The following is a 23,007-nucleotide window of genomic DNA, read 5'->3' as shown; positions in this document are numbered from 1 at the left end:
TCAGGTCTTCGGCACGGTACTGGCGTTGCCGTTGCGGATGGCGTGATAGCCGGGGGAGAGGATCTCCACATCGGCGGCGGCGAACTGATCCTGCAGCGCCGCCAGCATCTCGGAGAGGGTTTCGCGGTACTGGGAGGGGTCGCTCACGTAGGCCGTCAGTTCATAACTGATGTGGTAATCATTCAGGGATGTCTGCAGAACAAAGGGGTCCATCTCCTTGGTGATGCCCTTCACACTGCGAGCGGCGGCCAGCATCAACTCATGCACCCGGCGCCAGGGCACGTCGTAGCCGATGGTGATCGTGGTGGAGAGGGCCACTGGTTGCTGGATCTCCCGGCGGGAGAAGCTGAAGTTCATCACGGAGGCACCGATCACCATGGCATTGGGGATGCTCACCAGTTCATTGCGTGGCGTGCGGATCCGGGTCACCAACAGAGCCCGCTCCTGCACCACACCCAGGGTGCCGTTGATCTCCACCCGGTCGCCGATGCGGAAGGCGCGGGTGTAGATCAACATCAGACCGCTGATGATGTTGGTGGCGATGGCGCTGGAGCCGAGGGCCGCCAGGGCACCTAACAGCAGGCCTGCGCCCTGGAAGGCCTTACTGTCCGACCCCGGAATGTAGGGGAAGGCCAGCACGAGCCCAACGAGGGTGATGAAGATCGCGGCAAGCCGAGCCGTGGGCAGCGCCCATTCCTGATAGAAACCCGGGATGCGGATCCTGCCGCGATCTAGCGCGGAGAAAAAGGAGTTGCTGCCGCGGATGCAGTACACGGTGATCACCAGGATCAACAGGATCGAGAGCACATTCGGAATCACCGAGCCCACCAGGCTCAGGCCCTTCGTGATCACCTGAAGAATCTGCTGACGCAGGCCCTCGGCGAAGCTCTGGGTGGGGGGGAACAGGCTCAGCAGAAGCGGGATCAGCAGATAACTGATCAGCAGCAGCAAGCCCCAGTGGAGAACACGACGGACAAGCTGCAGGATCTGACGCACCTGCCTGGATTCCACCAACTCGGAGGAGCCCAGGCGCACGCCCCGCAGCAGCCGGCTCTGATCGACGGCGATCCACTGGCTCAGGCGGGCGTTCAGCCGGCCCTGGGTCCTCACCCAGAGCAGGTAGATGGCCAGCACGATCAGGGCCAGGACCGTCCCCTTCAGCCAGTTAACCCAGCTGTGGCCGATCCGGTACTGCCTCAGGGCCGTCTGCAGGCTGCTCCGATAGCGCTCGGCCAGTTGCTGGCGGGTCAGATCGAAGCAGGCGGCTGCGCGGTCATCGACGGCCAGCAGCTGCTCGAAGCCCCCATCCGCCTGGCGAATGCCGATGAAGGTGTAAGGAGCCTCATCCTTGAGGCTGAGCTTTTCAACCGGGAAATCAGGATCCTCGGCCAGGCGCGCCAGTTGCGCGCTCGCCCGTCGGGCGAACTCCTGGGGCTTCTGGGCTCCCACCGCATCGCGGATCTCGATCACCTTGCGGCCGTCGAGGGTGACGAACGGTGGATCCGCGGCACAGCCCTGCTTCGGCGGCGGCGCGGCCGAGGGAGCGCTGCCCCCCTGCTGGGCCGCCAGCGGCAGCGCCATGGCCAGGGACATCCCCAGGGCCAGCACCACCAGCAGGGCGGAGCGAAGCCGGCCCCCATGACCACCTGATCGCACCACGGGAGGCGTCACGGCTGACTCAATCAGACTGGATGGCGATCATGGTGCAGCCCCTGGCTGTCCTCGACCAGTGAATAGGTTGCCGAAAGCCTGGGGAGGACGTCAGCCCATGAACCCAAACGCTTCCGGTGAACCAGGCCGCACCAGGCCACCACGGCAGGGATGGTTCTGGCCGGCGGTGCTGCTGGTGGCGCTGCTGGTGGCCATGCCGTCAGCGTCACCCAGCCGGGCAGCTGTTGAGATCCCTGCCGCCCAGGTGGAAGTGGACGGAACCTATTTGTTCCAGCTGCGGAGCTCGAAGGACTACAGCGCCGAGCAACGGGCGGATGCGGCCACTGGGTTGCTCCAGAGCGCCGCCAAGAACCCAACACCGGCTGTGATCCAGGTGGTGGAACGCAATGGGCTGCCGGTGATCAGCCTCGATGGCAAACCCCTGCTGACAGTGACCCGCCTGGATGTGGCTGAGGGCCTGAGCCTGCAGGACCAGGCGGAAACATGGCGCCGCCGCCTCGTGGAGGCCCTCGAGCAAGGACGCCTGCAGCGGCAGCCCGCCTACATCCGGCGGATGGGGCTGCGCTCGCTCGCCCTGCTGCTGGGGGCCTTCCTGCTGCAACGCCTGCTGGGTGCCATCTTCCGGCGGGCCTTCGCGCAGGCGTGGCCCCATCCAGGCGCCGCTGGTGAGCTGATCCCAGGGAAGGCTGGCAGCGGCTTCCTGACCAGGGCCCTGCTGCGTTGCCTGCAGGTGGCGATCTGGATCAGCGTGGCCGGAACAGTGGCCGAGCTGTTTCCAATCAGCAGGATGGCCTTGCAACGGCTGCGAGACGCGCTCTCCGACAGCCTCGCTTCCCCCTTCCTGCCCCTGGGGGAACGCAGCTACTCAGTGCTGGATGTGATCGTGCTGATCACCCTGTTCCTGGCCCTGGCCAAGGGGCTGGGGGTGCTGCAACGGCTGCTGCGCACCCGTGTGCTGCAGTACACGGGGATCGGTAAAGGAGCCCAGGCAGGGATCGCCTTCGTGGTGCAATACGCCCTGCTGTTCGTCGGCTCGCTGGTGCTGCTTCAGCTCTGGGGGCACGACCTGAGCTCCCTGGCCCTGTTCGCCAGCGTGTTCGGTGTGGCCCTGGGCCTCGGGCTTCAGGTCATCACCAAGAACTTCATCAGTGGCCTGATCATCATCTTCGAGCGGCCGATCCAGGTGGGTGATTTCGTCGAGATCGGCGAGCTTCACGGCACTGTTCAGAAGATCAGCCTTCGTTGCACCGAGGTGGTGACGCTGGATCGAATCGCGATCATCGTGCCGAATGCCGAGTTCCTCGAATCCCAGGTGGTGAACTGGAGCCATGGCAGCCCCACCTCCCGGCTGATCCTTCCCATCGGGGTGGCTTACGGCTCCGATTGCACCGCCGTGAGCCATGCCCTGGTGGAAGCCTGCAAAGACTATCAAGGCATCCTCCAGGAACCGAGTCCAAAGGTGTTCTTCACCGGTTTCGGCGACAGCTCCTTGAACTTCAGTCTGCTGGTGTGGATCAACCAACCCATGCGCCAGTATGAGATCATCAGCGATCTCAATTACCGGATCGAGGCAGTTCTGCGCCACCACGGGATTTCAGTCCCATTTCCCCAGCGGGATCTGCACTTGCGCAACGAGAATCTGCAGCTTGCCCTGCCCCCTGAACTGAGCGAGATGCTCAAGGCAGTGCTGGCAGGCCGTGGCAATTCCTCCGCCGCGCCGCCCGATCAGGACGGGGCATAGGGAGGTGGCAGCGTACTGGCCCGGCCACTGCGAATCGCGTGATAGCCGGGCGAGAGAATCTCCACCTGGGCTGCCGCAAACTGATCCTGGAGGGCCGCCAACAGATCAGAGAGGGTCTGGCGGTAGGTGCTCACATCCCGCACGAATGCATTGAGCTCGTAGCTGATGTGGAAGTCGTTGAGGGAGGTCTGGATCACGTAGGGGCTGAGCTCATCGGTGATGCCCTCGACGCTGTGGGCAGCGGCGAGCATCAACTCATGCACCCGGCGCCAGGGCACGTCGTAGCCGATCGTGATCGTGGTGGCCAGGGCCACGGGCCTGGCGATCTCACGGCGGGAGAAGCTGTAATTGAGGATCGAAGCGGCAATCACCGTGGCATTGGGAATGCTCACGAGTTCATTTCGTGGGGTCTGAATCCGCGTCACCAACAGGGCACGGTCCTGCACCACGCCGATGGTGCCGTTGATCTCGACACGGTCGCCTTCGCGGAAAGCACGGGTGTAGATCAGCATCAGGCCGCTGATGATGTTGGTGGCGATGGCGCTGGAGCCCAGAGCCGCCAGCACACCCAGCAACAGGCCGGCCCCCTGGAAGGCTTTGCTGCTGGAACCGGGGATGTAGGGATAAGCCAGCACCACACTGGCCAGAATGATCAGGATCGTGGCAAGCCGTGCCGTGGGCAGGGCCCACTCCTGATAAAAGCCGGGAATGCGGATGCGTCCGCGATCGAGGGCCTGAAACCAGGCATGGCTGCAGCGATTGACCAGCACCGCGAGCACCAGGATCACCAGGATCGAGGCCAGATTCGGGATCGTGGCCACGATCGCGGCCAGCAGACGGCCAACCAGCGCCAGGATCTGAGCGCGCAAGTCTTCGGCGATCCCCTGCGTGGGCGGAAAGAACCCCAGCAGCAGCGGAATGAGCAGATAGCTGATCAGCAGCAGCAGGGCCCAGTGCAGCACCTGAAGCAGCAGCTGCAGCGACGCGCGCAGCTGAACGGGATCCAGCAACTGGCCGCTGCGCTGCTGCACCCGCACAAACAGCCCGGCTTCCTGGGCCCCGATCCAAGTGCGCAAGCTCCCGTGGAGGCGCCGCTGCAGGCGCACCCACAGCACATAGAACCCGAGCACCAGCAGGGCCAGCCCCGTGCCTCGTGACCAGGCGCCAGCGGTGTGGCTGCGGCGGTAATTGGCCAGCGCCAGACGCAGGCTGTCGCGATAACGCTCAGCCAGCTGCTGGCGCTTGAGCCCGAAGCAGGCCCCTCCGCGATCATCCACAGCCAGACTGGCCGTGAAGGATCCGTCCCGCTGGATGCCGATCAGGCTGTAGGGGGGATCGTCGCGCAGTACGATCTACTCAGGGCTGTAGCTGAGGTTGGAAGCCCACAGTTGCAGTCCTCGGCTGCCACGGTTGGCATAAACTGTCAGTTGCTGGGCGCCTGGAGCCGAGCGAATCTCCAGCACCTTCTTGCCATCAAGCTGAACCCACGCTGGGGTGGTGGAGCAGTGGTCCGGCAGGCTTTCGGCTGGGAGAGCCTTCAGTGGGCTGGCCACCGGCGAGCTGGCCAGCCCTGGTAGCCCCGGCACCAGCAGCACGAGCAGCAGAAGCAGCGCCAGCACCCGTTGCGGCCAGAAGGATCCACACCAGAACCCCACACCTCTCGACCTGGCCATGCCGGCATGACGACGCGCTCTCCCCATGGCCATCGCTACAACCGTTTCTTGATTGAACATGACAGCCTCAACTCCTGCCCGGGCCCTTGCCATCGTTGAGGCGCACATCGAGCGGAGGGATCTCCACCAGATGCACCGTGGTTGAGGCAATGCTGATCCGACCCTGACTGGCCTCGAACGCATCCAGGATGTTGGTGTAGAGCAGGTCTTTGGTGATACGTCGACGCTTGCAATCGACGATGTAGCGCACGGTGAAGGACAGCCAGTTGTCGGTCACCACCAAGCTCACGGCCGGCTCCAGACTGGCGGACTCGAGCAGATAACGCCGGATCAACTGCTGCCAGGCCTGGCGGGATGACTGCATCAACTCGTCGGTGTAGAGATCATTCACCGCCTTCTCGAGAATCGTCCGGGCCAGACGATGATCACATCCGTGCTTGACCGGCACCTTGATCTCATCCCATAGAAAAGGGAAGTCGCCAGAGTAGTTGAAGACAGGCTCCTTGAAGACAAAACTGTTGGCAATTCGCACCACCCTGCCGCTGTAGAGATCGGAGTCGACCCATTCGCCAAGCTCCATCATGGTGGTCCTGAGAATGCCGATATCGATCACATCCCCCTTGATGCCACCGAGCTGGACCCGATCTCCGGGTTTGTAGAAGCCCCCGAAGGAAATCGCAATCCAACCCGCGACACTGCCGATCACCTCCTGAAGGGCGAAGGCGATGCCGGCACTGGCCACACCAATCGCCACGGTCAGTCCCACCAGCCGATCGCGGTAGACGATCGACACCAGCAGGATCACCGCCACATAGCCCCCGAAGGTGATCAGCTTGCGGCCGTAGTAGCGGCTGTCCGAATCCTTGAGATTGCGGGTGATGTAGTGCTGGGCCAGGCGAACAGCCAGGACGATCAGCACCAGGCCCACCAGGGCCGCCATCAGTTTCACCACCCCTGGGGCCTGCCACCAGGGAACAGCCAGGATCAGCTGAGGGAGCATCGCTTGCATCGAACGCCTACGACGGAGGTGCTCCAGCCTCGCCGCTGGACCAACAATTCTGCCTGGAGAATCAGCCTAAGGTTGCCAATTCTGATCGGCTCAAGGCCATCACCTCGCTTCTCCCCAAGGGTCTGAGCACCCGACGAGCGCGACAGCGCCCTGTGCCACGTCAGCGCATGCGGCGGCTACTCACCGAGTTTCAGCAGGACGCCCGGCTGGATCAGGTGTTCGTGGTGCTCACGCTCGGCTCCACCCTGATCGCCACCCTCGGTTTGCTGGCCAACAGTGCCGCAGTGGTGATCGGGGCCATGATCATCGCCCCCTGGATCACGCCGCTGCGGGCCACCGCCTTCGGCATCCTGCGGGGTCGCCTGCCCCAGGTGATCCAGGGGCTGGTGACCCTGTTGGTGGGGGCCATGATCACCGTCAGCCTCTCGCTGCTGCTGGGCAAACTCGCCGGCTTGCCTGATTTCGGCAACGAGGTGCTCTCGCGTACCGCCCCGAACCTGCTCGATCTGGGCATCGCCCTGGTGGCGGGCGGCATCGCCGCCTACGCCAAGGTGCGCAGTGAGGCGGTGTCGTCCCTCGCCGGCACCGCCATTGCCGTGGCGCTGGTGCCGCCGGTGTGCGTGATGGGCTTGCTGCTCTCCGCCGACCAATGGAATTTGGCCCTGGGAGCCGGGCTGCTCTACCTCACCAACCTGATGGGCATCCTCAGCGGCTGCCTGGTGGTGCTGGCCAAATCGGGGCCCGGGCTTCGCCACCACATGCGCCGCAGCCGGCTCAGCCTGATCAGCCTTGCCCTGACGGCGGTCCTGGTGATTCCGCTCACCAGCAGTTTCCTCGATCTGGTGCGCCAGAGCCGGCAGCAGACGCTGCAACGCGAGTTGCAGAGCACGATCCAGAACCTGCTGGTACGCGAGACCGTGACCCTCGGCCAGGAGGCCCAGCTCGATGGGATGACCATCGATTGGAGCCAGAATCCGCCCCTGATCCGGGTGGTGGTGCGGGCCAGCCGGCCGGATGTACCCAGCCCGAAGCAGGTGGCGGCCGTGCAGAAGCTGGTCAACGAGCGTCAGGGACTGCGCTTCCGCCTGGTGGTGGAGCGCTCGGCGGTGGAAGTGGTGGGTCCGGAGACGGAACCCAACCCCCAGCCCGAGAACGGAGAGTCGCCGCTGCCGCCTGCCGGAACCACCGCCCCCGAGCCGCCCAGGCAACCACCGGCAGCGGCGGGCGCAGGACCTGCGCCCGTGGCACCGCCGCCGCCGCCGGAGTAGCAAGGAGAGGTACGCACCACCAAAGGCGCCACCGATGTCCAAAGCTCAGCTGAGTGCCTTCCTGATCGAAGTGGAAGCCGATGCCGCCCTGCGCCAGCGGGTGGAGACCGCCGCCAATGCCAGCGCCGTGGCCGCCATTGCTCTGGAGCGGGGCCACGTGTTCTCCGCCGCCACCCTCAGCCGTCACCAGCGGGGCTGAGGATCAGGCGCAGCCCCTCGAGCCGGCGGGCATTCACGCCCAGGTCGGAATCTCCCAGGCGGGATTCCGAACGCGCCTGAAGGCCGGTGCCGGAGGCATCCAGCGCCAGTTCCAGATCATCGACAAAGCCGAACAGCCGGCTCTCGGCTGTGGCATGCAGATAGCTCAGTTAGGGGGATTCCACTCTGGCTTCGATCTGCACTCCAGGGGTGGTCTCCAGCTCCAGGGCCAGCTGCTGGAGAGCCGCTGCGGGGTTGGCCAACGGCCAGTCCTGGCGAGCGCAGTGGGCCAGGCTTGGGCAGGGCCTGAGCCGACCATCATGCAGACCCAGATCCGCGGGCGGCGCACCGGAGAAATGCAGCAGGGAGGCCTGGGCGGCGCCGTGGTGGCCCAGCAGCAACAGCAAGACCAGCAGCTGGGCTCCCAGCAGTGAAAGAAGCCTCAGGGGGCGGAAGGTGGTGGTTCTCATGCTGCAGCCGCCCAGCTGCCGTGCAAGCCGTGGGGCAGGGCCAGGGGCATGGGCAGAACCGCCTGCTCCGAGAGGTCGGCGGCGTTGAGGATCACCAGGTCGCTGGCGCAGCGTGCTCCGTTCCAGACCACGCAGAGGATCCAGCCGTCGTCTTCGGCGGGTTGATCGCCCTCGGCGTCCTGCCAGGGGCGCGGCACCATCACGGGTTCGCTCACGAAGCCCCGGGGAGCGGCGCTCCAGACGAGGCGCTCGCCGTTGCTCAGATCCAGCTTCTCGATGGCCTGCAGGGGGGCATTGCCCCGCTCCTGCTCGGTGACCGCCATCCAGGCGTAGCGGGCCTCAAGACCCACCCGCCGGGGGTTGACCATGGCGAACTCGCAGCAGCGCTCCTCCAGCAACTCCGTGCTCACCTCACCGCTGGCCAGATCGATGCGGCAGCGCTTGAGCTGGCCGATCGGCAGGCTCTCGAAATCGACGGCGCGGAAATCGACGCCAGGACCGATCGAGGGGAAATCGTCGTAGAAGATCGAATCCACCACCACCTGCCCGGCCGTGCCGGCACTGGGATCCTCGAAGGCATTGAGGTGGTGGAAGACGAACCCCTCAGGGGCGCTCACCTGCAGCGGCTCACCATCGCCCGAGCGGGGGATCAACCAGAACTGGCCGCGCTCACCAGGCTTGGAGTCGAGGCACTGGGCAGCCCCCTTCCAACCGAGCACGAAGCCGAGCGGGTTGAAGCTCATGGCGTTCTGCAGGAACACCGCCCAGTTCTGGGTGATGGCGAAATCGTGGAGGAAGGCGAAGCCGTTGAAGCTGCGCTTCTGGTCCGCCACCAGCGTCCCGGCGGCGGCACCGGGGCTGGCGTCGAACTCCATCAGGCGGATGGTGCTGCGCAGACCGGCCTTGACGCCGAAGGTGACCATGCGCTGCTGGCCGTGGTGGCCTGGATCGAAGCGGGGGTGGGCGCTGAAGGCCTCACCATCGGCAAGCACGCCGCCGAGGAGTTCGACACCCTCTGTTTCGAGGCTGGTGGGGTCGAGGCTGTGGGGCGAGCTGGCCTCCCACAGGGCCAGCAGCTTCTCGCCCAGCCGCACCACGTGGGTGTTGGCGATGTTCTTGAGGCGCAGGTCGAAGGCGTTGGCGAGCGGTCCGCCGGGCTTCTGGCTGCCGAAGACGCCGCGGTAAAGCACCTTGCCGGCCTTCTCCTCCGCCAGCCAGCCCTCCGTGCGCACGAAACGGTTGCTCAGCTCGGCCGCACCGCCCTCAAAGCGCACGGCGGTGATCATGCCGTCGCCATCAAAGGGGTGGTGCACCCAGCGGCCGCCGCGCTCCAGGCGGCCGGGACCGTTGCGGTAGAGGCTGCCGCTGAGTTCGGAGGGGATGGTTCCACTGGCGGCGGCCAGGGGCACGGAAGTGAGTTCCGTGCCCACATTGCGGAACGCACTGGCCCAGTCGGCTCGGTCGTAACCGGGCGAGGAGGCTGCTGCGGCCTTGCCGGGTTCGGGTCGACTGGGGGCGATGGTCATCGCTCACTCACGCGGGAATGCCTCCATCATCACGTAACGGAGTGTGACGACGCGATTCGCCGCCCGCAGCCACCCAGACTTCAACCAAGGGCGCCAGCCTGCTCCAGAATGCCCTTGCTGCTGGGCACCTCGCCGGCGCGGCGCGGATCGATCTCCACCGCCTGGCGCAGGGCCCGGGCGAAGGCCTTGAAACAGGCCTCCACGATGTGATGGGAATTGAGGCCGTCGAGCTGGCGGATGTGCAGGGTCAGCCCGGAATTGTTCACCACCGCCACGAAGAACTCGCGCACGAGCTCGGTGTCGTAGGTGCCGATGCGCTGGGCCGGGATCGTCAGGCCGTAGCTGAGGTGAGGGCGGCCGGAGCAATCCAGCACCACCTGCACCAGAGCCTCATCCAGGGGCGCGCTGAAGTGTCCGAAGCGGTGGATGCCCTTGCGGCTGCCCAGGGCCTGGGCCAGCGCCTGCCCCACGGCGATGCCCACGTCCTCGTTGGTGTGGTGGTCGTCGATGTGGGTGTCACCCTCGGCGCTGATCTCCAGATCCAGCAGGCCGTGGCTGGCGAGCTGGTGGAGCATGTGATCGAGAAAGGGCACACCGGTGCTCACCCGGCAGCTGCCGCGGCCATCGAGGCCCAGGCGCACGCGCACGTCGGTTTCACCGGTGACGCGGTCGACACTGCCGCTGCGGCCGCCGGGGCTGCCGTGATCGAAGTCCGGAAGGGAGGACACAGGGCAATGGGTCGGGAGTGTACCAATCATGCCGAAGCCAAAGACCGGAATCGGTCCACAATCGCCAGCACCGAGCCGGCCGCTGCTTGAACAACTGTCCCCAGGCGGTGCTCGCCGAGCTGCGAGCCGGCCACCGACGCTTCCTTGACGGTGAATCGCTCCATCCCCACAGCAGCCGTGAGCGCATGCTCGAGGTGGAATCGGGCCAGCACCCCACCGCGGCGGTGCTGGGCTGCGCGGATTCGCGGGTGCCGGTGGAGCTGCTGTTCGACACCGGATTCGGCGACCTGTTCGTGGTGCGCAACGCCGGCACCCTCTCCACCACCGCCGCGATCGCCTCGCTGGAGTACGCCGTGGCTCACCTGGGGGTGCCGGTGATCGTGGTGCTGGGCCATGAACGCTGCGGCGCCGTGGAGGCGGCCCTGAATCCGGCGCTCACCCTCACACCGAGCCTGGCCCAGCTGGTGGGCCAGCTGCGCATGGAGCTGATCAACCTCGGCGGCCACCAAGATCTGGACCAGGCCTCCCGCCATCACACCCTCAACGCGGCCCGCAACCTCGTCGACTCCAGCGTGCTGCTCACTGACCTGACGCACGGCGGACGCTCGCAGGCGGAGGCCGCCTTCTACAACCTGCACACCTCGAGCACAGACTGGATGGGATCGGTGATGCCGATGCGCTCGGAAGCCCTGCTCACATCCCCGTGATGCAGTAGCCGGCGTCCACGTAGATCACCTGGCCGGTGATGCCGGAGGCCAGGGGGCTGGCCAGGAAAGCGGCGGTGGACCCCACCTCGTCTTGCGTGACGGTGCGCTTGAGCGGAGCCTTCTCCTCCACGTTGTGGATCATCTCGAGAATGCCGCCGATCGCCGAGCTGGCCAGGGTGCGGATCGGACCGGCACTGATGGCATTCACCCGAACCTGATTGTGGGGGCCGAGCTCGGCGGCCAGATAGCGCACCGAGGCCTCCAGGGCCGCTTTGGCCACGCCCATCACGTTGTAATTGGGGATCGCCCGCTCGGCGCCCAGATAACTGAGGGTGATCACGCTGGCCCCTTCGCTGAAGAGTGGCTTGGCATGGCGGCAGAGGGGCGCCAGGGAATAGGCGCTCACCTCCAGGGCCCTGGCGAAACCCTCGGGGCTGATGTCGGAGTAGTTGCCGATCAGTTCATCCTTGCCGGCGAAGGCCAGGCAGTGCACGAGCACATCGATCGAGCCCCACTGTTCCTTCACCCGTTCGAACACGGCCTCGATCTGGGCAGGCTCCTGCACATTCAGGGGCTCGAACAGGCTGGGGTTCAATGGCGCGGTGAGCTCACGCACCTTGCCCTCGAAGCGGCCCTTCTCATCCGGCAGGTAGGTGACCCCCAGCTCGCAGCCTGCTGCCACCAGCTGCTGGGCAATACCCCAGGCGATCGAGCGGTTGTTGGCGATGCCCGTGACGAGGGCTTTCTTGCCGCGCAGATCGAGGAGCATGGGAGAGGCGCCGAGTGCCGGCCGGGAACAGTGGGGGGATTCTCCTCCACCGCATCCGTCGCCCCCAGACCAGCGCGGCCCCGCACCCGCCAATGACATCAACCGTTCCTCAACCAGGCCAAGCGGCCTCACACCAGCCCAGCCACCCAGCCCTCGCCGGCGTGCCCCTGGCCTGGCCCGCCAGCCGCGGCGATCTGCCGCGCGCCTTCAGCGACCGCGGCGCCATGGTGCGGGAGCTGACCGCCCGCTTTCCCCAGGCCGTCGGCGACGCCAGCCCGATCCGGGGGGGCTCAGAGCCGGCGCTGGCGGCGCTGGAGGCCCTCGACCCGGTGCGCTACGCCGCCAGCCGCAACCACCTCGATGGTGCCGTGAGCGGCCTCTCTCCCTACATCCGCCACGGGGTGGTGAGCCTGGCGCAGGTGCGTGATGTGGTGCAGCAGCGCATGGCCGGGGGGCCGGAGCCCGTGAGCGAGAAGCTGCTGCAGGAGCTGGCCTGGCGCGACTACTGGCAGCGGCTCTGGCTCCGGCTGGGCGATGGCCTCTGGGAGAACCTGGAGCCGCTCAAGACCGGCCACCCCGAGGCGGCCTATGCGCCCGGGTTGCCCGGAGACATCGACGAGGGCCGCACCGGCCTGGCCTGCATCGATGCCTTCGCGCGCCAGCTGAGCGACACCGGCTGGCTGCACAACCACACCCGGATGTGGCTGGCCGCCTACGTGGTGCACTGGCGGCGGGTGCGCTGGCAGGCGGGGGCCCGCTGGTTCCTGCACCACCTGCTCGATGGCGATGCCGCCAGCAACAACCTCAGCTGGCAGTGGATTGCCAGCAGCTTCAGCGCCAAGCCCTACCTGTTCAACCGCGCCAACCTGGAGCGCTTCGGAGCGGGGCGCCATTGCCCGGGCTGCCCGGCGGCAGAGAGCTGCCCCTTCGAGGCCAGCTACGAGGATCTGCAGGAGCGCCTGTTCACCGCACCGCGGGAGGGCTGGCAGGCCAAGGGAGAGGGGGTCTGAGCATGGACTGTCCGGTTCTCTGGATCCACGCCGAGGCCCTGGGTCCGGCCAATCCCGCCCTGCAGGCCCATCCGGGCCGGCCGGCCGTGTTCGTGTTCGAGCCGGGGCTGCTGGGGGGCGCCGCCGGGCCGATCAGCCTCAAGCGGATCGTCTTCCTCTACGAGTGCCTGCTGGAGCTGCCGGTCACAATCCGCCAGGGCAATGGAGCCGAGGAGGTGCTGACCTTCGCCGCCCGCCACCAGGCCGATGGGGTGGTGACCAGCGCCTGGGTGGACCCACGCCTGGGGGAGATCGCTGCCGGCGTGGCAGCCGCCCTGCCCCTGCAGGTGCTGGAGCCCGAGCCCTTCGTGACCTTGCCGGAACCGCCGGACCTGCGACGCTTCAGCCGCTACTGGCTGTCGGCCGGGCCCCGGCTGCGCCCGGATCCCGGCCGATCGGAGCAGCCGTCATGATCGATCCCAGCAAGCCCCCCGCCCCCGGCAACCCCGTCCAGGCTGCGCCGCACCGGCTGGATCACCCCGGGCTGCCGGCCACGGTCTGGCTGGCGGGGCTGGGCTGGCTCACCCCCCAGCGGCGGGAGGAGTTGCTGGCGCTGCTCTCCAGCGACGAGCATCAGCGGCTGCGGCGCTGGCGTCAGAGCGATGACCAGGACCGTTTCCTGCTGGGACGGGGCCTGCTTCGGCAGCGGCTGGGTGAAGCGATGGGGCTGGAGCCCGCCCGGTTGCGCTTTCGCCTGGGGCCCCAGGGCAAGCCGGCCCTGGAGGGACTGGGAAGCCAGGACACCCTGCAGTTCAACCTGGCCCATTCGGGCGCTCTGGTGCTGCTGGCCCTCCACCCCGAGCGGCCGGTGGGGGTGGATGTGGAGTGCCAACGGCCAGGCCTGAACTGGCGGCCGATCGCCAGGCGCCACCTGCCCAGCGGCTGCCTTGAAGTCCTCGAGGCGCTGCCACCGGGGGAGCAGCTCAGCGGCTTCCTTCAGCACTGGTGCCGCCTGGAGGCGGGCCTGAAAGCGACGGGACTCGGCCTGGCCGCAGCCGGGGCCCCGCCACCACCAGGCCTTGAGCTGCACGATCTGCGCCTGCCGGAGGGCTATGCCGGCAGCCTCGCGCTGCTCTGAGCCCTGAATTCAGGGGGTCGCAGCGCCCGCCTGCGGCTCGGTGACGTTCTCCTGCTCGGGGTCCTGCTCCTGCTTGCGAATCGTCTCGGGATCGGTGAGCAGATCCTTCTCCTCCAGCATCGGCAGCTTCTCCACCTTCACCTGGGAGGGATTCAGGGGCGGCTCGATCCACTCCCAGGTGCTGCGCGGGGCGCGGCTGAGGCAAAGGGCTTCCAGCTCCCTGCGCAGGGCGCGGCGCACGTCGCGGCGGGCGACGGCGGCGAAGAACTCCTCGCGGCTGGCCAGACCGGAGCTGAAGGGGTGGCTGCCGTTGCCGTTGAACAGCCGCGCCGGATCCGGCAGCCAGCGCGGGCGACAGACACCCTGGCGGCGGGTGTCGGTTTCGAGCCAGATGTGCAGCCCGTAGCCATCGGGCTGGCTCACCACCGCCAGGCCATCGTGGGGCTGCTGCCGCTGCAGGGGGAACAGGCGCCAGGTGGGGCGGCGGTCGGCCGGGACACAGCCGGCCACGGCGACCAGCCCCACCAGGACAGCCAGCGCCACCAGGGTTGATGCCGGGCGATGGGGAGGCCGGGCCAAGAGCTGGTTGCGAGTGGGGGGATCCTGCCCCGGGCGCGCCGCGGCCATGGACGCGACAATCACTTCAGCGACGGTTCATCCATGGCACTGACTCCCTCGACGATGCTGCCGCTGGAGCACCCCCTGCCCGTTTTCGCGCTGGAGACCCTCGACGGTGAGCTGGTGAGCAGCACCGGTCTGGCGCCCCGGCCGTTGCTGGTGCTGTTCCTCTGCGCCCACTGCCCCTTCGTGAAGCACATCGAGGCGGAACTGAGCCGGATCGATCACGACTACAGCGATCGGATCACGATCCTGGCGATCGCCAGCAACAGCCTGATCACGCACCCCCAGGACGGGCCGGAGCAGCTGGCGGAGCAGCGCCGCCGCTGCGGCTGGAGCTTCCCCTATCTCCTCGATCCGGAGCAGAGCGCGGCCAAAGCGTTCAAGGCGGCCTGCACTCCGGATCTGTTTCTGTTCGATGCGGAGCAGCGCCTGGTGTACCGGGGCCAGCTCGATGGCAGCCGCCCGGGCAACAGCCAACCGGCGGATGGCGCCGACCTGCGATCGGCCCTCGATTGCCTGCTGGCGGGGCGGCCGCTGGGCACCGCGCAAAAGCCTGCAATCGGTTGCAACATCAAGTGGCACCCGGGGCTGGAGCCGGCCTGGGCCTGACCCTTGGAGGGGCTTAAGGTTGCTGCCATGCAGGTGCCCCCCTTCGATCTCACCGAGCAGCTTCATCAACTGGGTGAGGCCCTCGAAGACGCCGTTCTGCAGGTGTTGCGCAGCGGGCAATACATCGGGGGCGCCACGATTGCCCGTTTCGAGCAACAGTTCGCCGAGGCTGTGGGCACCCCCCACGCCATCGGCTGCAACAGCGGCACCGACGCCCTGGTGCTGGCTCTGAGGGGTCTGGGCATCGGTGAAGGCGATGAGGTGATCACCAGCTCCTTCAGCTTCTTCGCCACCGCTGAAGCGATCAGCGCCGTGGGTGCCACGCCGGTATTCGTGGATGTGGAGGAGTCCACCTATCTGATCGATCTCGAGCGGATCGAGGCGGCGATCACGCCCGCCACCAAGGCCGTGATGCCGGTGCACCTGTTCGGGCGGCCGGTGGACATGGAGCGGCTGGGGGCGATCGCCGCCGCCCACGACCTGCTGCTGATCGAAGACTGCGCCCAGGCCACCGGCGCCAGCTGGGCCGGGCGGCCGGTGGGCAGCTGGGGCGATGCGGGCTGCTTCAGCTTCTTCCCCACGAAGAACCTCGGCGGCGCCGGGGACGGCGGTGCGGTCACCTGCCGGGATCCGGCGCTGGCCGCCCGCATCCGCGAGCTGGCCGTGCACGGCATGCCGCGCCGCTACCTGCACACCTCGCTTGGATACAACAGCCGCCTCGACGCGATGCAGGCGGCTGTGCTCTCCGTGAAACTTCCCCACCTGGCCGGCTGGGTGGAGCAACGAAGGCAGCTGGCGACCACCTACCGCAGCGAGCTGGCTGATCTGCAGGGTCTGATGCTGCCAGCGGAAGGGCCCAGCGGCCACAGCTGGAACCAGTTCGTGGTGCGCGTGCCCCGCTGCCCGTCAGCCGAGGCGGGCTGCGGCGGTGGTTGTGTGCCCTCCAGCGACAGCGCCACCTATGGCCTGCCGGAGAGCTGCTGCCGCGACTGGCTGAAGCAGGCCCTGGCCGAAGCCGGCGTCAACACGATCATCTACTACCCGATCCCGATCCACCGCCAGCCGGCCTACGCGGAGCTGGGCTATGGCCCCGGCAGCCTGCCGATCACCGAGCGGCTGACCGCCGAGGTGCTCAGCCTGCCGATCTTCCCGGAACTGAGCGCCGCCCAGCAGGCCACCGTGACCGCCGTGATGCGGCAGCTGGTGGCTCAGCCCCTCAGCCTGGCCTCCTGAGCTGGAGCCGCCAACGCGGCATGGAGCGCCTTAAAGCGGGCCTGCTGCGTCTTGTGGTTGACGATCGGGCCCGGGTATCCCCGGCGCTCCAGGGGGGCGATTTCGCCACGGATCAAATCAGCCGTGGCCACACGCGAGAGCTCGGGTAACCAGCGGCGGATGTAGGTGGCCTCGGGATCGAAGCGGGCCGCCTGGGTGTAGGGGTTGAAGATGCGCAGGGGTTTGGGGTCCATGCCGCTGCTGGCACTCCACTGCCAGCCGCCGTTGTTGGCCGCCAGGTCACCGTCCACCAGCAGGCGCATGAACTGGCGTTCACCCCAGCGCCAATCCACGATCAGATCCTTCACCAGGAAGGAGGCCACGATCATGCGGCAGCGGTTGTGCATCCAGCCGGAGTCATTGAGCTGGCGCATGGCGGCATCCACGATCGGCACGCCCGTGAGGCCATCGCACCAGGCGGCGAAACGGCCCTCGTCGTTCTCCCAGGGGAAGAGGCGCCACTGGGGGCGGTAGGGACCCTCGGCCAGTTCGGGGAAATGGAACAGGGCCTGCTGGTAGAACTCGCGCCAGGCCAGTTCCTGCTCCCAGACCGTGATCGACTGGAGCTCTTCCTCACTGCGGGCCCGCGGGCGCTGCTGCTGGGCGGCGGCCCAGGCCTGGCGGGGGCTGAGGGTGCCGAACCTGAGCGCCGCGCTCAGGCCTGAGGTGCCCGGCTCCGCCGGCAGGTTGCGGCCCGGTTCGTAGCCCAGGAGGGGTCCGTCGGCGAAGGCGGCCAGCTGGGCGGCGGCGGCGGCCTCCCCGGGGCGGCAGGGGCAGAGATCGGCGCCCGCGAAGGGTGCACCGGGCAGACCATCGCCGGGGGTAGGCACCGTATCCAGCCAGTTCAGCTGGTCCCAGAGCCGGCGGCGTTCAGCGGGCAGGGCAGCAGGGTCGAGGTCGATGAGGCTCGCCGGAGCGGCAACGGGAGCGCAGGCCTCGGCGCCGGCCTGCTCGATCCGCCGTCGCCAGGAACGGAAGAAGGGGCCATAGACCCGGTAGGGATCACCGGCGCCGGTGGCCAGGGCATCGGGGGGCACCAGCAGCTGATCCCAGTCGGACAGCAGCTTGCAGCCGCCGGCGCGCAGGGCCTCAGCAACGCGGCGGTCGCGGGCACGGCCATTGGGCTCCACATCGCGGTTCCAGGCCACCACCTGGGCGCCGGCGGCCTGCGCCAGCTGCGGCAGCACCTCAGCCGGATCCCCGCGCAGCAGCAGCAGACAGGAGCCGGCCTCCCGCCAGCGGCCCTGCAGCTCCCGCAGGCTCTCGCTCAGGAACCAGAGCCTGGCCGGGGAGAGATCGGGGGCGTCCAGCAGGGCCGGATCAAAGACGAACACACCGGTGACGGCGGCGGTGGCGCGGGCAGCGGCGGCCAGGCCCAGGTTGTCGGCCAGGCGCAGATCGCGGCGGTGCCAGAACAACCAGCGCGGCGGGTTCATCCGAGGCCCAGCAGCTGGCGGGCCCGGAACCAGGCGGTGACGCTCTTGCCGTCGAGGGCCTCATCGCCACTGGCCAGAGCCGCATCGAGGGCGGCGGGCGCCAGCAAGAGCACGTCCAGATCCTCGTCGTCGTCGCCCGCGGGACGCTCGCTGAGAGGAGTGAGATCCCGGGCCAGGAACAGGTGGATCACTTCATCGGAATAGCCGGGGCAGGGCAGCATCAGGCCGAGGGAATCCCAGCGGCTGGCGCTGTAGCCCGCCTCCTCTCCCAGCTCCCGCTGCATCGACTCCAGGGGATCCTCGCCGTCCTCCAGGGTGCCGGCGGGGAACTCGAGGATGCGCCGCTCCACCGCGAACCGGTACTGGCGCAGCAGCACCACGCTCCCGTCGGCCAGCACCGGCACCGCCAGGGAAGCGCCGGGATGGCGAATGATCCCGTAGGTGCCCTCCACACCCATCGGCAGCATCACCCGGTTGAGCTCGAAGCGCAGCTTGCGGGCCTCGAGGACTGCCGTGGTTTCCAGATGGGTGGAGGGCTCTGGCGGCGGCAGGGGAGCCATGAAGGGAGCTGGAGCAGGCCCACCAGTGTGACCGCCAGCCGAAGCCGGCGCGGTTCAGGCCGCGTGGTTCAGACTGCCTCGGGCCAGCCCTCCCGAGCGGGCAGGGGCAGCGGCGGTGGTTCGGCGCCGGGGCTGCTCAGCAGCTCAGCCAGCAGGGCGGCGGCGGTCTGGTGGCCACCGGGAGGCACCAGCTGCGCGTCGATCGCCGCCAGGGGGCCGATCACGAAGGCGCGCTGGCGCAGGCGCGGATGGGGAAGCTCCAGCTGGGGGCTGCTGCAGCGGGCATCGCCGCACCAGAGGAGGTCGAGATCGAGGCTGCGGGGACCCCAGGGCTCCAGGCGCTGGCGGCCGAAGCGCGCCTCCAGGTCCTGCAGACGCATCAGCAGGGCCAGCGCATCGGGCCAGGGCTCGCGGCCCCCGGCTGCGCGCCCCACCAGCAGGACCCCATTGACGAAGGGCGGCTGCCCCAGCGGCCCGCCAACCGGCGCCGTGCGGAACAGGGGCGACCACCCCAGCAGCAGCTGAGTGGCAGCCCGCGCCGCCCAGCCGTGCAGCTCACGGATCAGCAGGGGGCGCACAGCCGTGAGGGTGGCGATGGGGTCGCCGAGGTTGCCCCCCAGGGCGATGGCCACACTGGCCTCAGTGGTGATGACCTGGGTGGTGCTGACCGGATCACCGCTGGGCATTCAGGGCCGCGAGCTCACGGCTCGCCGAGAAAGTCGCGCTTGCCCAGCACCACACCGCTGTGACGCAGGATCGCGTAGGCGGTGGTGGTGTGGAAATAGACGTTGGGCAGCACGAACACCGAGAGGAAAGGCCATCCCGCCATGGTGATGGTCTCGCCGCGGCCGATCGGCACGGTGATCTCCCGGTCTTCACTGCCGTCGATCTGATCAGCGCGGAAGCCATCGAGATAGGCGATCGAGCGCTGCAGGCGATCGATCAGCTCGGGGAAGCTGGTTTCCGTGTCCTCCAGCGGCGGCGCCTCCAGCCCAGCCAGGCGGGCAACGCCGCGGCGGGCCAGGTCGGAGGCGATCTGCACCTGCCGTGACAGGGGGAACATGTCGGGATAGAGGCGGCTGGTCACCAGCACGGCGGGATAGAACCCCTGGGTCTCGGCATGGACCAGGCCCTTGCCCAGCACTGCAATCAGGTTGGTGAGCGTCCGGCGCAGGGGCGGCACGGAGGCCGTGTACATGCTCAGTTCCATGGGGATGCACTTGAACCTCAGCGCGAGCCGAGGCTAGGTGCAGGCCCCCCGGAGCATCAGGGCAGGAAGCCAAGATCCTCGAACCGGGGTACCAGCCAGGAGGGGATGCCGTCCTGCGACCAGACCCAGAAGTCGCCGCGGCCGAGGTACACCGGATGGCCGGAGCGGTAGGCCTGGGCCAGGGTGGCCAGATCGAGCTCCTCCAGAGCGTCTTCCCGGCTCACTCGCCTGCTGCGGGCTGCTAGGGAGACCCTGGGGGCCATGGCACCTGTGCTGAGGAGGGTCCGCCAGCGTATCGGCGCCTGGAGTGTTGTGCACAATCCGGCCCGATCGCCGGCGGGCTCAGCTCTTCCGGGCGCAGAAGGCCAGCCATTGGGGTGTGCCGCCGGCCTCGGCGGTGGAGCCCGGCAGCTCATGAACCTGAAAGCGATCCGGGGCGAAGCCGGCCTCGAGGGCATAGGCCGCGAAGGCGTGATCCGGGGAGGACGCCAGATAAGGCTCCGAGTTCACCCAGACCTCCGTGTCACGGAAGTAACGACTGGCCGGAGTCGAGGGGCGAAGGAAGAGGGCGCTGTCGAGATGCACCATCACCCCCTGTGGCCTGAGCAGGCGATGGGCTTCGGCGAACAGGCGCCGTCTGGCGGCAGCCGGGATCTCGTGCAGCAGGATGTGGCTCACGATCAGATCGAAGCTGCGATCCCCGAAGCCGGTGCGTTCGGCATCCTGCTGGGCGAAGTGAACGGCGTGATCGAGCAGCCGCGCCCGCGCACTGGCATAGCGCAGCAGGGAGGCCCCCAGATCGATCCCCCAGACCTCGGCCTCGGGGAAGGCCGCCGCATAGGGCAGGGTGCTGTGGCCCGCCCCGCAGCCCAGATCGAGGATCCGCCGCGGCCGCAGGCCGGCGTGATGGCGGGCCAGCACCTGCTCGATCACGGTCCTGCCGGGAACATCGTTGAGAGGACCGAACCAGCCCTGGCCGTACAGGAACACGCCATGGTCGTAGAGGGCACCGGTGACGACACCCTCTTCCTCCTGTGCGTTGAGGTAGCCCCCCGGCATGCGGTGGATGTCGGCCTTGAGCTGGTGGGAGGGGATGGCCAGATCGGCCGTCAGCTGCAGGCTGCCCGGTCCCCGGCGCTGGCTGTCGGCCACCGCCTCCAAGCGCTGGCGGTCGTCCGCGATCGCCGCCTTGACCGTGGCCCAGAGCTGGTCCTGCAGGGCCGCACGCCGCTGATGGGCCGCCTGGATTTGCGGGCAGGCATCGAGCTGCCGGCGCAGTTCGGGCCAGCGCCGGTGCAACTCCCGAGCTGGCAGGGAATCCTCGCCAAGGACCTCGCCGATGCGGCCCTGGAGGAGCTGCTGGAAGGAGGCGCGAAACGACTTCGAGGCCTCCATCAGAGCCTGCTCATGCTCCGGGGTCCTGGCCCTGGGGATCAGCGGATGTCGGTGCTGCCGGACAGCCATCAGCTGAGGCGCTCAGGCCAGACCAGGGTGATCGCCAGGCTAACCAGGATGCCGAGGCTGACATCGACGAAGCGGAACCAGGCCAGTCCCCAGACCGGGGAGGTGTGGGGCACGAGGCTGACGATGGTGAGAGCGATGCCCCCGAAGCGGTAGGCGCTCTGGTGCAGACGCAGCAGGCCGCAGAGCAGCCCCAGCAGCAGGACGGCGGCCACATAGGCCGGCAGCCCCGCAGGCAGCCACTGCACCTGAGCGGCGCCGACCACCACACCCAGGGCCGTGCCCAGCAGCCGGCGGCGTGAGATCAGCCAGGAGTCAACCAGGGTCGACTGGGTGACGATGATCGTGGTGATCGGTGACCAGTAGGGATCCGGCAGGCCGAGGCCGCTGGCCATGGCCATCGAGACACCAGCCGCCAGGGCCGTGCGCAGGGCATGCAGGCTCCAGAGCCGCCAACCCAGCTCACGGGGATCGCGTTCGCGCAGTTGCGGGGATCTGGATTCAGCCAAGCCGTTGCACCACTGCCGCCGCTGCCTCCTCACCGCTGCGCACCGCGCCTTCGAAGAAACCGGGCCAGCGCTCGGCCACCTCGGTGCCGGCCCAGAACACCCGGCCGTGGGGCCGGCGCATGGCCTCACCGCAGCGGGTCCACAGCCCCGGCGGCATCCAGCCGGCATAGGCGCCAGCCACGAACGGCACCGACGGCCAGTCCTTCTCCACATAGGCCAGGGGCTCGAGGGCCTGGGGTCCCAGGTAGGCGGCCAGATCAGCCAGCACCGCCTGCCTGCGCCTGGCTTCGTCCAGAGCGGCCCAGCGCTGGTAACGATGCCCCACCACGAAGGCAGCCAGCACGCCACAGCCGTTTTCGGGATCGGAGCTGTCGGCGCAGAGTTCCACGACGGGGCGATCGCCGATGGCGATCCCCGACAGCCCCTGCTGCCGCCACCAGGGGCCTGGATACACCACCAGCACCTTGGCGCAGGTGCCCATGGCCATCTCGTCGTTGAGCTGCTGGCGGTCGGCGGACAGCGCTGGTGAGAAGCGCAGATGGCCCACCTGCGCCGGCGGCATCGCCACGATCACGGCCCTGCAGGGATAGGTGGCCCGATCGGTGTGCACCCGCACCGGCTGCCCGTCCTCAGGAGACAGCTGCTCAATGGCCCGCACCGGCTCGCCCAGCCGCAGCACCCCCTCCCCCAACTCGCCGGCCAGCAGGGCCGGCAGCTGGCCGGCACCGCCGTGGAGCAGGGACTCCTCCGGATGCTCGCCCTGGGGGGCGGTGCGCTGGCCCCAGAGCACATGCAACAGCGACACCTGCTCCGGCTCAGCGGGGCCGAGAAAGCCGACGGCGCGGCAAAAGTAAGCGAAGTACCAGGCGGCGAAGGGCGTGTGGGTGTTCTCGTCGATCCAGTCCTGGAAGCTGCGGCGATCGAGCTCGGCGGCGGCGGGATGGCGGTGGGGGTGGCCTTCCGGCAGCTGGGCCACCAGGGCCTGGAACCGCTCCAGGGCGGCCATGGCGTCGTCCCAGTCGGCGCTGGGCACGGCGGGAGGCTGGCCTTCGGGGAAGCCATGGAAGAAGCCGGCGAAGGTGCAACGGCTCCCGCCGAACACCAGCACCGTGTCGCCGGCATGGGGGGACTCGAAACGGCGGATGCCGTGGCGGTCCAGGAGGGCCAGCACACGGGTCTGGGTGGGGCCGACCCACTGGCCACCCAGGTCAATCCAGGCGCTGCAACATCCAGCCTCAGGGGCCTCAGCAACCAGCTGCAGACGCTCACCGGTCATCCGCCCCCCCACCGTGGCGGCCGCCTCGATCAGCCGCACCGAGCGGCCCGCGGCCTGCAGAGCACGGGCCGCCACCAGGCCGGAGAGTCCGGCTCCCACCACCACGGCGTCAACGGCTTTGGCGGCAGGGGCTTTGGCGGCAGGGGCTTTGGCGGCAGGGGGGCGC

27 protein-coding genes are annotated in these 23,007 nt (G+C 68.2%); 9 read left to right on the top strand and 18 right to left on the bottom strand.

All coding sequences use genetic code 11. The features are described from left to right. On the bottom strand, positions 1-1,671 hold the full coding sequence (locus tag KBY78_RS00830) for a mechanosensitive ion channel family protein (protein ID WP_255141925.1): 1,671 nt from the start codon (positions 1,669-1,671) through the stop codon (positions 1-3). A 97-nt stretch (positions 1,672-1,768) separates the two neighbouring features. Here KBY78_RS00830 and KBY78_RS00825 point away from each other — a divergent pair, with 97 nt between their 5' ends. Further along, the gene (locus KBY78_RS00825) at positions 1,769-3,412 is read left to right on the top strand and encodes a mechanosensitive ion channel family protein (RefSeq protein ID WP_255141924.1); all 1,644 of its coding nucleotides are present in this window, start codon (positions 1,769-1,771) and stop codon (positions 3,410-3,412) included. Here the strand turns inward: KBY78_RS00825 and KBY78_RS00820 are convergent. The 3 genes from KBY78_RS00820 to KBY78_RS00810 all read right to left on the bottom strand — a co-directional run bounded on the left by KBY78_RS00820 (position 3,397) and on the right by KBY78_RS00810 (position 6,094). Continuing rightward, positions 3,397-4,689, bottom strand: a complete 1,293-nt coding sequence (locus tag KBY78_RS00820; protein WP_255141923.1) for a mechanosensitive ion channel family protein — start codon at positions 4,687-4,689, stop codon at positions 3,397-3,399. The two genes, KBY78_RS00825 and KBY78_RS00820, sit on opposite strands and share 16 nt — an antisense overlap. Positions 4,690-4,764: 75 nt before the next feature. Further along, the gene (locus tag KBY78_RS00815; protein ID WP_255141922.1) at positions 4,765-5,085 is read right to left on the bottom strand and encodes a hypothetical protein; all 321 of its coding nucleotides are present in this window, start codon (positions 5,083-5,085) and stop codon (positions 4,765-4,767) included. Positions 5,086-5,152: 67 nt separating this feature from the next. Beyond that, on the bottom strand, positions 5,153-6,094 hold the full coding sequence (locus KBY78_RS00810; protein ID WP_255141921.1) for a mechanosensitive ion channel family protein: 942 nt from the start codon (positions 6,092-6,094) through the stop codon (positions 5,153-5,155). 152 nt (positions 6,095-6,246) lie between these two features. Here KBY78_RS00810 and KBY78_RS16160 point away from each other — a divergent pair, with 152 nt between their 5' ends. Together KBY78_RS16160 and KBY78_RS00800 are read left to right on the top strand one after the other, a co-directional pair. Beyond that, positions 6,247-7,362 (top strand): DUF389 domain-containing protein, encoded by a 1,116-nt coding sequence (locus tag KBY78_RS16160; protein ID WP_315856616.1) that lies wholly within the window; start codon positions 6,247-6,249, stop codon positions 7,360-7,362. A gap of 34 nt (positions 7,363-7,396) precedes the next feature. After that, entirely contained in the window at positions 7,397-7,561 is a 165-nt protein-coding gene (locus tag KBY78_RS00800; RefSeq protein ID WP_255141920.1) for a Nif11-like leader peptide family RiPP precursor, read from the top strand. Here KBY78_RS00800 and KBY78_RS16220 read toward each other — a convergent pair. From KBY78_RS16220 to hisB, 4 genes are all read right to left on the bottom strand, one after another. Then, entirely contained in the window at positions 7,539-7,721 is a 183-nt protein-coding gene (locus KBY78_RS16220; protein WP_315856618.1) for a DUF1499 domain-containing protein, read from the bottom strand. The two genes, KBY78_RS00800 and KBY78_RS16220, sit on opposite strands and share 23 nt — an antisense overlap. Before the next feature lie 9 nt (positions 7,722-7,730). Next, entirely contained in the window at positions 7,731-8,030 is a 300-nt protein-coding gene (locus tag KBY78_RS16215) for a hypothetical protein (RefSeq protein ID WP_315856615.1), read from the bottom strand. Next, positions 8,027-9,556 carry a carotenoid oxygenase family protein gene (locus KBY78_RS00790; protein WP_255141919.1) on the bottom strand — a complete coding sequence of 510 codons (1,530 nt, stop codon included), beginning with the start codon at positions 9,554-9,556 and terminating at the stop codon, positions 8,027-8,029. The genes KBY78_RS16215 and KBY78_RS00790 overlap by 4 nt, the downstream gene beginning before the upstream one ends. 80 nt (positions 9,557-9,636) lie before the next feature. After that, positions 9,637-10,284 carry an imidazoleglycerol-phosphate dehydratase HisB gene (gene hisB / locus KBY78_RS00785; RefSeq protein WP_255141918.1) on the bottom strand — a complete coding sequence of 216 codons (648 nt, stop codon included), beginning with the start codon at positions 10,282-10,284 and terminating at the stop codon, positions 9,637-9,639. Positions 10,285-10,370: 86 nt separating this feature from the next. Here hisB and KBY78_RS00780 point away from each other — a divergent pair, with 86 nt between their 5' ends. Further along, the gene (locus tag KBY78_RS00780; protein ID WP_255141917.1) at positions 10,371-10,991 is read left to right on the top strand and encodes a carbonic anhydrase; all 621 of its coding nucleotides are present in this window, start codon (positions 10,371-10,373) and stop codon (positions 10,989-10,991) included. Here the strand turns inward: KBY78_RS00780 and fabI are convergent. Then, positions 10,978-11,760, bottom strand: coding sequence for an enoyl-ACP reductase FabI (fabI, locus tag KBY78_RS00775; RefSeq protein WP_255141915.1), 783 nt, complete (start codon positions 11,758-11,760; stop codon positions 10,978-10,980). The two genes, KBY78_RS00780 and fabI, sit on opposite strands and share 14 nt — an antisense overlap. 161 nt (positions 11,761-11,921) lie before the next feature. Here fabI and KBY78_RS00770 point away from each other — a divergent pair, with 161 nt between their 5' ends. From KBY78_RS00770 to KBY78_RS00760, 3 genes are read left to right on the top strand one after another with little or no spacing between them, the layout of a single operon-like run. Beyond that, a complete protein-coding gene (locus KBY78_RS00770) occupies positions 11,922-12,770 on the top strand; it encodes an FAD-binding domain-containing protein (protein ID WP_315856614.1) in 849 nt (282 codons plus the stop codon). Positions 12,771-12,772: 2 nt separating this feature from the next. Then, complete coding sequence (locus KBY78_RS00765; RefSeq protein WP_255141913.1) at positions 12,773-13,222, top strand: hypothetical protein; 450 nt, start codon at positions 12,773-12,775, stop codon at positions 13,220-13,222. After that, positions 13,219-13,887: a 4'-phosphopantetheinyl transferase superfamily protein gene (locus KBY78_RS00760; protein WP_006173126.1), complete on the top strand. Its 669-nt coding sequence runs from the start codon at positions 13,219-13,221 to the stop codon at positions 13,885-13,887. Before KBY78_RS00765 ends, KBY78_RS00760 begins: the two co-directional genes overlap by 4 nt. A gap of 9 nt (positions 13,888-13,896) precedes the next feature. On the opposite strand, the gene KBY78_RS00755 is transcribed toward KBY78_RS00760, so the two are convergent. Further along, positions 13,897-14,514 carry a hypothetical protein gene (locus KBY78_RS00755; protein WP_255141911.1) on the bottom strand — a complete coding sequence of 206 codons (618 nt, stop codon included), beginning with the start codon at positions 14,512-14,514 and terminating at the stop codon, positions 13,897-13,899. Between the two features lie 33 nt (positions 14,515-14,547). On the opposite strand from KBY78_RS00755, the gene KBY78_RS00750 reads away from it, so the two are divergent. Together KBY78_RS00750 and KBY78_RS00745 are read left to right on the top strand one after the other, a co-directional pair. Then, positions 14,548-15,117: a thioredoxin family protein gene (locus KBY78_RS00750; RefSeq protein ID WP_255141910.1), complete on the top strand. Its 570-nt coding sequence runs from the start codon at positions 14,548-14,550 to the stop codon at positions 15,115-15,117. 27 nt (positions 15,118-15,144) lie between these two features. Further along, positions 15,145-16,350: a DegT/DnrJ/EryC1/StrS aminotransferase family protein gene (locus tag KBY78_RS00745; RefSeq protein ID WP_255141909.1), complete on the top strand. Its 1,206-nt coding sequence runs from the start codon at positions 15,145-15,147 to the stop codon at positions 16,348-16,350. On the opposite strand, the gene KBY78_RS00740 is transcribed toward KBY78_RS00745, so the two are convergent. The 8 genes from KBY78_RS00740 to KBY78_RS00705 all read right to left on the bottom strand — a co-directional run bounded on the left by KBY78_RS00740 (position 16,326) and on the right by KBY78_RS00705 (position 22,940). Next, positions 16,326-17,825 carry an FAD-binding domain-containing protein gene (locus KBY78_RS00740; protein ID WP_255141908.1) on the bottom strand — a complete coding sequence of 500 codons (1,500 nt, stop codon included), beginning with the start codon at positions 17,823-17,825 and terminating at the stop codon, positions 16,326-16,328. The two genes, KBY78_RS00745 and KBY78_RS00740, sit on opposite strands and share 25 nt — an antisense overlap. Beyond that, positions 17,822-18,385 carry an NUDIX domain-containing protein gene (locus tag KBY78_RS00735; RefSeq protein ID WP_006173121.1) on the bottom strand — a complete coding sequence of 188 codons (564 nt, stop codon included), beginning with the start codon at positions 18,383-18,385 and terminating at the stop codon, positions 17,822-17,824. Before KBY78_RS00735 ends, KBY78_RS00740 begins: the two co-directional genes overlap by 4 nt. A gap of 68 nt (positions 18,386-18,453) precedes the next feature. Further along, on the bottom strand, positions 18,454-19,071 hold the full coding sequence (folK, locus tag KBY78_RS00730; RefSeq protein ID WP_255141907.1) for a 2-amino-4-hydroxy-6-hydroxymethyldihydropteridine diphosphokinase: 618 nt from the start codon (positions 19,069-19,071) through the stop codon (positions 18,454-18,456). Between the two features lie 14 nt (positions 19,072-19,085). Continuing rightward, the gene (locus KBY78_RS00725) at positions 19,086-19,595 is read right to left on the bottom strand and encodes a DUF1993 family protein (RefSeq protein WP_255141906.1); all 510 of its coding nucleotides are present in this window, start codon (positions 19,593-19,595) and stop codon (positions 19,086-19,088) included. Between the two features lie 56 nt (positions 19,596-19,651). Then, positions 19,652-19,858 (bottom strand): hypothetical protein, encoded by a 207-nt coding sequence (locus KBY78_RS00720; RefSeq protein WP_071934307.1) that lies wholly within the window; start codon positions 19,856-19,858, stop codon positions 19,652-19,654. 79 nt (positions 19,859-19,937) lie between these two features. Beyond that, a complete protein-coding gene (locus tag KBY78_RS00715; protein ID WP_255141905.1) occupies positions 19,938-21,059 on the bottom strand; it encodes a class I SAM-dependent methyltransferase in 1,122 nt (373 codons plus the stop codon). Continuing rightward, positions 21,059-21,565: an aromatic acid exporter family protein gene (locus KBY78_RS00710; protein WP_255141904.1), complete on the bottom strand. Its 507-nt coding sequence runs from the start codon at positions 21,563-21,565 to the stop codon at positions 21,059-21,061. The genes KBY78_RS00715 and KBY78_RS00710 overlap by 1 nt, the downstream gene beginning before the upstream one ends. Beyond that, the gene (locus KBY78_RS00705; RefSeq protein ID WP_255141939.1) at positions 21,558-22,940 is read right to left on the bottom strand and encodes a flavin monoamine oxidase family protein; all 1,383 of its coding nucleotides are present in this window, start codon (positions 22,938-22,940) and stop codon (positions 21,558-21,560) included. The genes KBY78_RS00710 and KBY78_RS00705 overlap by 8 nt, the downstream gene beginning before the upstream one ends. Between the last annotated feature and the right edge of the window lie 67 nt (positions 22,941-23,007).

Source organism: Synechococcus sp. EJ6-Ellesmere, from assembly GCF_024345875.1.
Taxonomy (GTDB): Bacteria; Cyanobacteriota; Cyanobacteriia; order PCC-6307; family Cyanobiaceae; genus Regnicoccus_A; species Regnicoccus_A antarcticus.
This window is presented reverse-complemented; position numbering and strand designations above follow the sequence as displayed.

Bases quoted from the DNA above. Each gene is read 5' to 3' on its own strand.
- KBY78_RS00725 (WP_255141906.1), bottom strand. From the start codon at position 19,595: ATGGAACTGAGCATGTACACGGCCTCCGTGCCGCCCCTGCGCCGGACG.
- KBY78_RS00815 (WP_255141922.1), bottom strand. From the start codon at position 5,085: ATGGCCAGGTCGAGAGGTGTGGGGTTCTGGTGTGGATCCTTCTGGCCG.
- KBY78_RS00765 (WP_255141913.1), top strand. From the start codon at position 12,773: ATGGACTGTCCGGTTCTCTGGATCCACGCCGAGGCCCTGGGTCCGGCC.
- folK (WP_255141907.1), bottom strand. From the start codon at position 19,071: ATGCCCAGCGGTGATCCGGTCAGCACCACCCAGGTCATCACCACTGAG.
- KBY78_RS00750 (WP_255141910.1), top strand. From the start codon at position 14,548: ATGGCACTGACTCCCTCGACGATGCTGCCGCTGGAGCACCCCCTGCCC.
- fabI (WP_255141915.1), bottom strand. From the start codon at position 11,760: ATGCTCCTCGATCTGCGCGGCAAGAAAGCCCTCGTCACGGGCATCGCC.
- KBY78_RS00740 (WP_255141908.1), bottom strand. From the start codon at position 17,825: ATGAACCCGCCGCGCTGGTTGTTCTGGCACCGCCGCGATCTGCGCCTG.
- KBY78_RS00800 (WP_255141920.1), top strand. From the start codon at position 7,397: ATGTCCAAAGCTCAGCTGAGTGCCTTCCTGATCGAAGTGGAAGCCGAT.
- KBY78_RS00720 (WP_071934307.1), bottom strand. From the start codon at position 19,858: ATGGCCCCCAGGGTCTCCCTAGCAGCCCGCAGCAGGCGAGTGAGCCGG.
- KBY78_RS00755 (WP_255141911.1), bottom strand. From the start codon at position 14,514: ATGGCCGCGGCGCGCCCGGGGCAGGATCCCCCCACTCGCAACCAGCTC.
- KBY78_RS00825 (WP_255141924.1), top strand. From the start codon at position 1,769: ATGAACCCAAACGCTTCCGGTGAACCAGGCCGCACCAGGCCACCACGG.
- KBY78_RS00790 (WP_255141919.1), bottom strand. From the start codon at position 9,556: ATGACCATCGCCCCCAGTCGACCCGAACCCGGCAAGGCCGCAGCAGCC.
- KBY78_RS00810 (WP_255141921.1), bottom strand. From the start codon at position 6,094: ATGCAAGCGATGCTCCCTCAGCTGATCCTGGCTGTTCCCTGGTGGCAG.
- KBY78_RS00760 (WP_006173126.1), top strand. From the start codon at position 13,219: ATGATCGATCCCAGCAAGCCCCCCGCCCCCGGCAACCCCGTCCAGGCT.
- KBY78_RS00735 (WP_006173121.1), bottom strand. From the start codon at position 18,385: ATGGCTCCCCTGCCGCCGCCAGAGCCCTCCACCCATCTGGAAACCACG.
- KBY78_RS00715 (WP_255141905.1), bottom strand. From the start codon at position 21,059: ATGGCTGTCCGGCAGCACCGACATCCGCTGATCCCCAGGGCCAGGACC.
- KBY78_RS16215 (WP_315856615.1), bottom strand. From the start codon at position 8,030: ATGAGAACCACCACCTTCCGCCCCCTGAGGCTTCTTTCACTGCTGGGA.
- KBY78_RS00745 (WP_255141909.1), top strand. From the start codon at position 15,145: ATGCAGGTGCCCCCCTTCGATCTCACCGAGCAGCTTCATCAACTGGGT.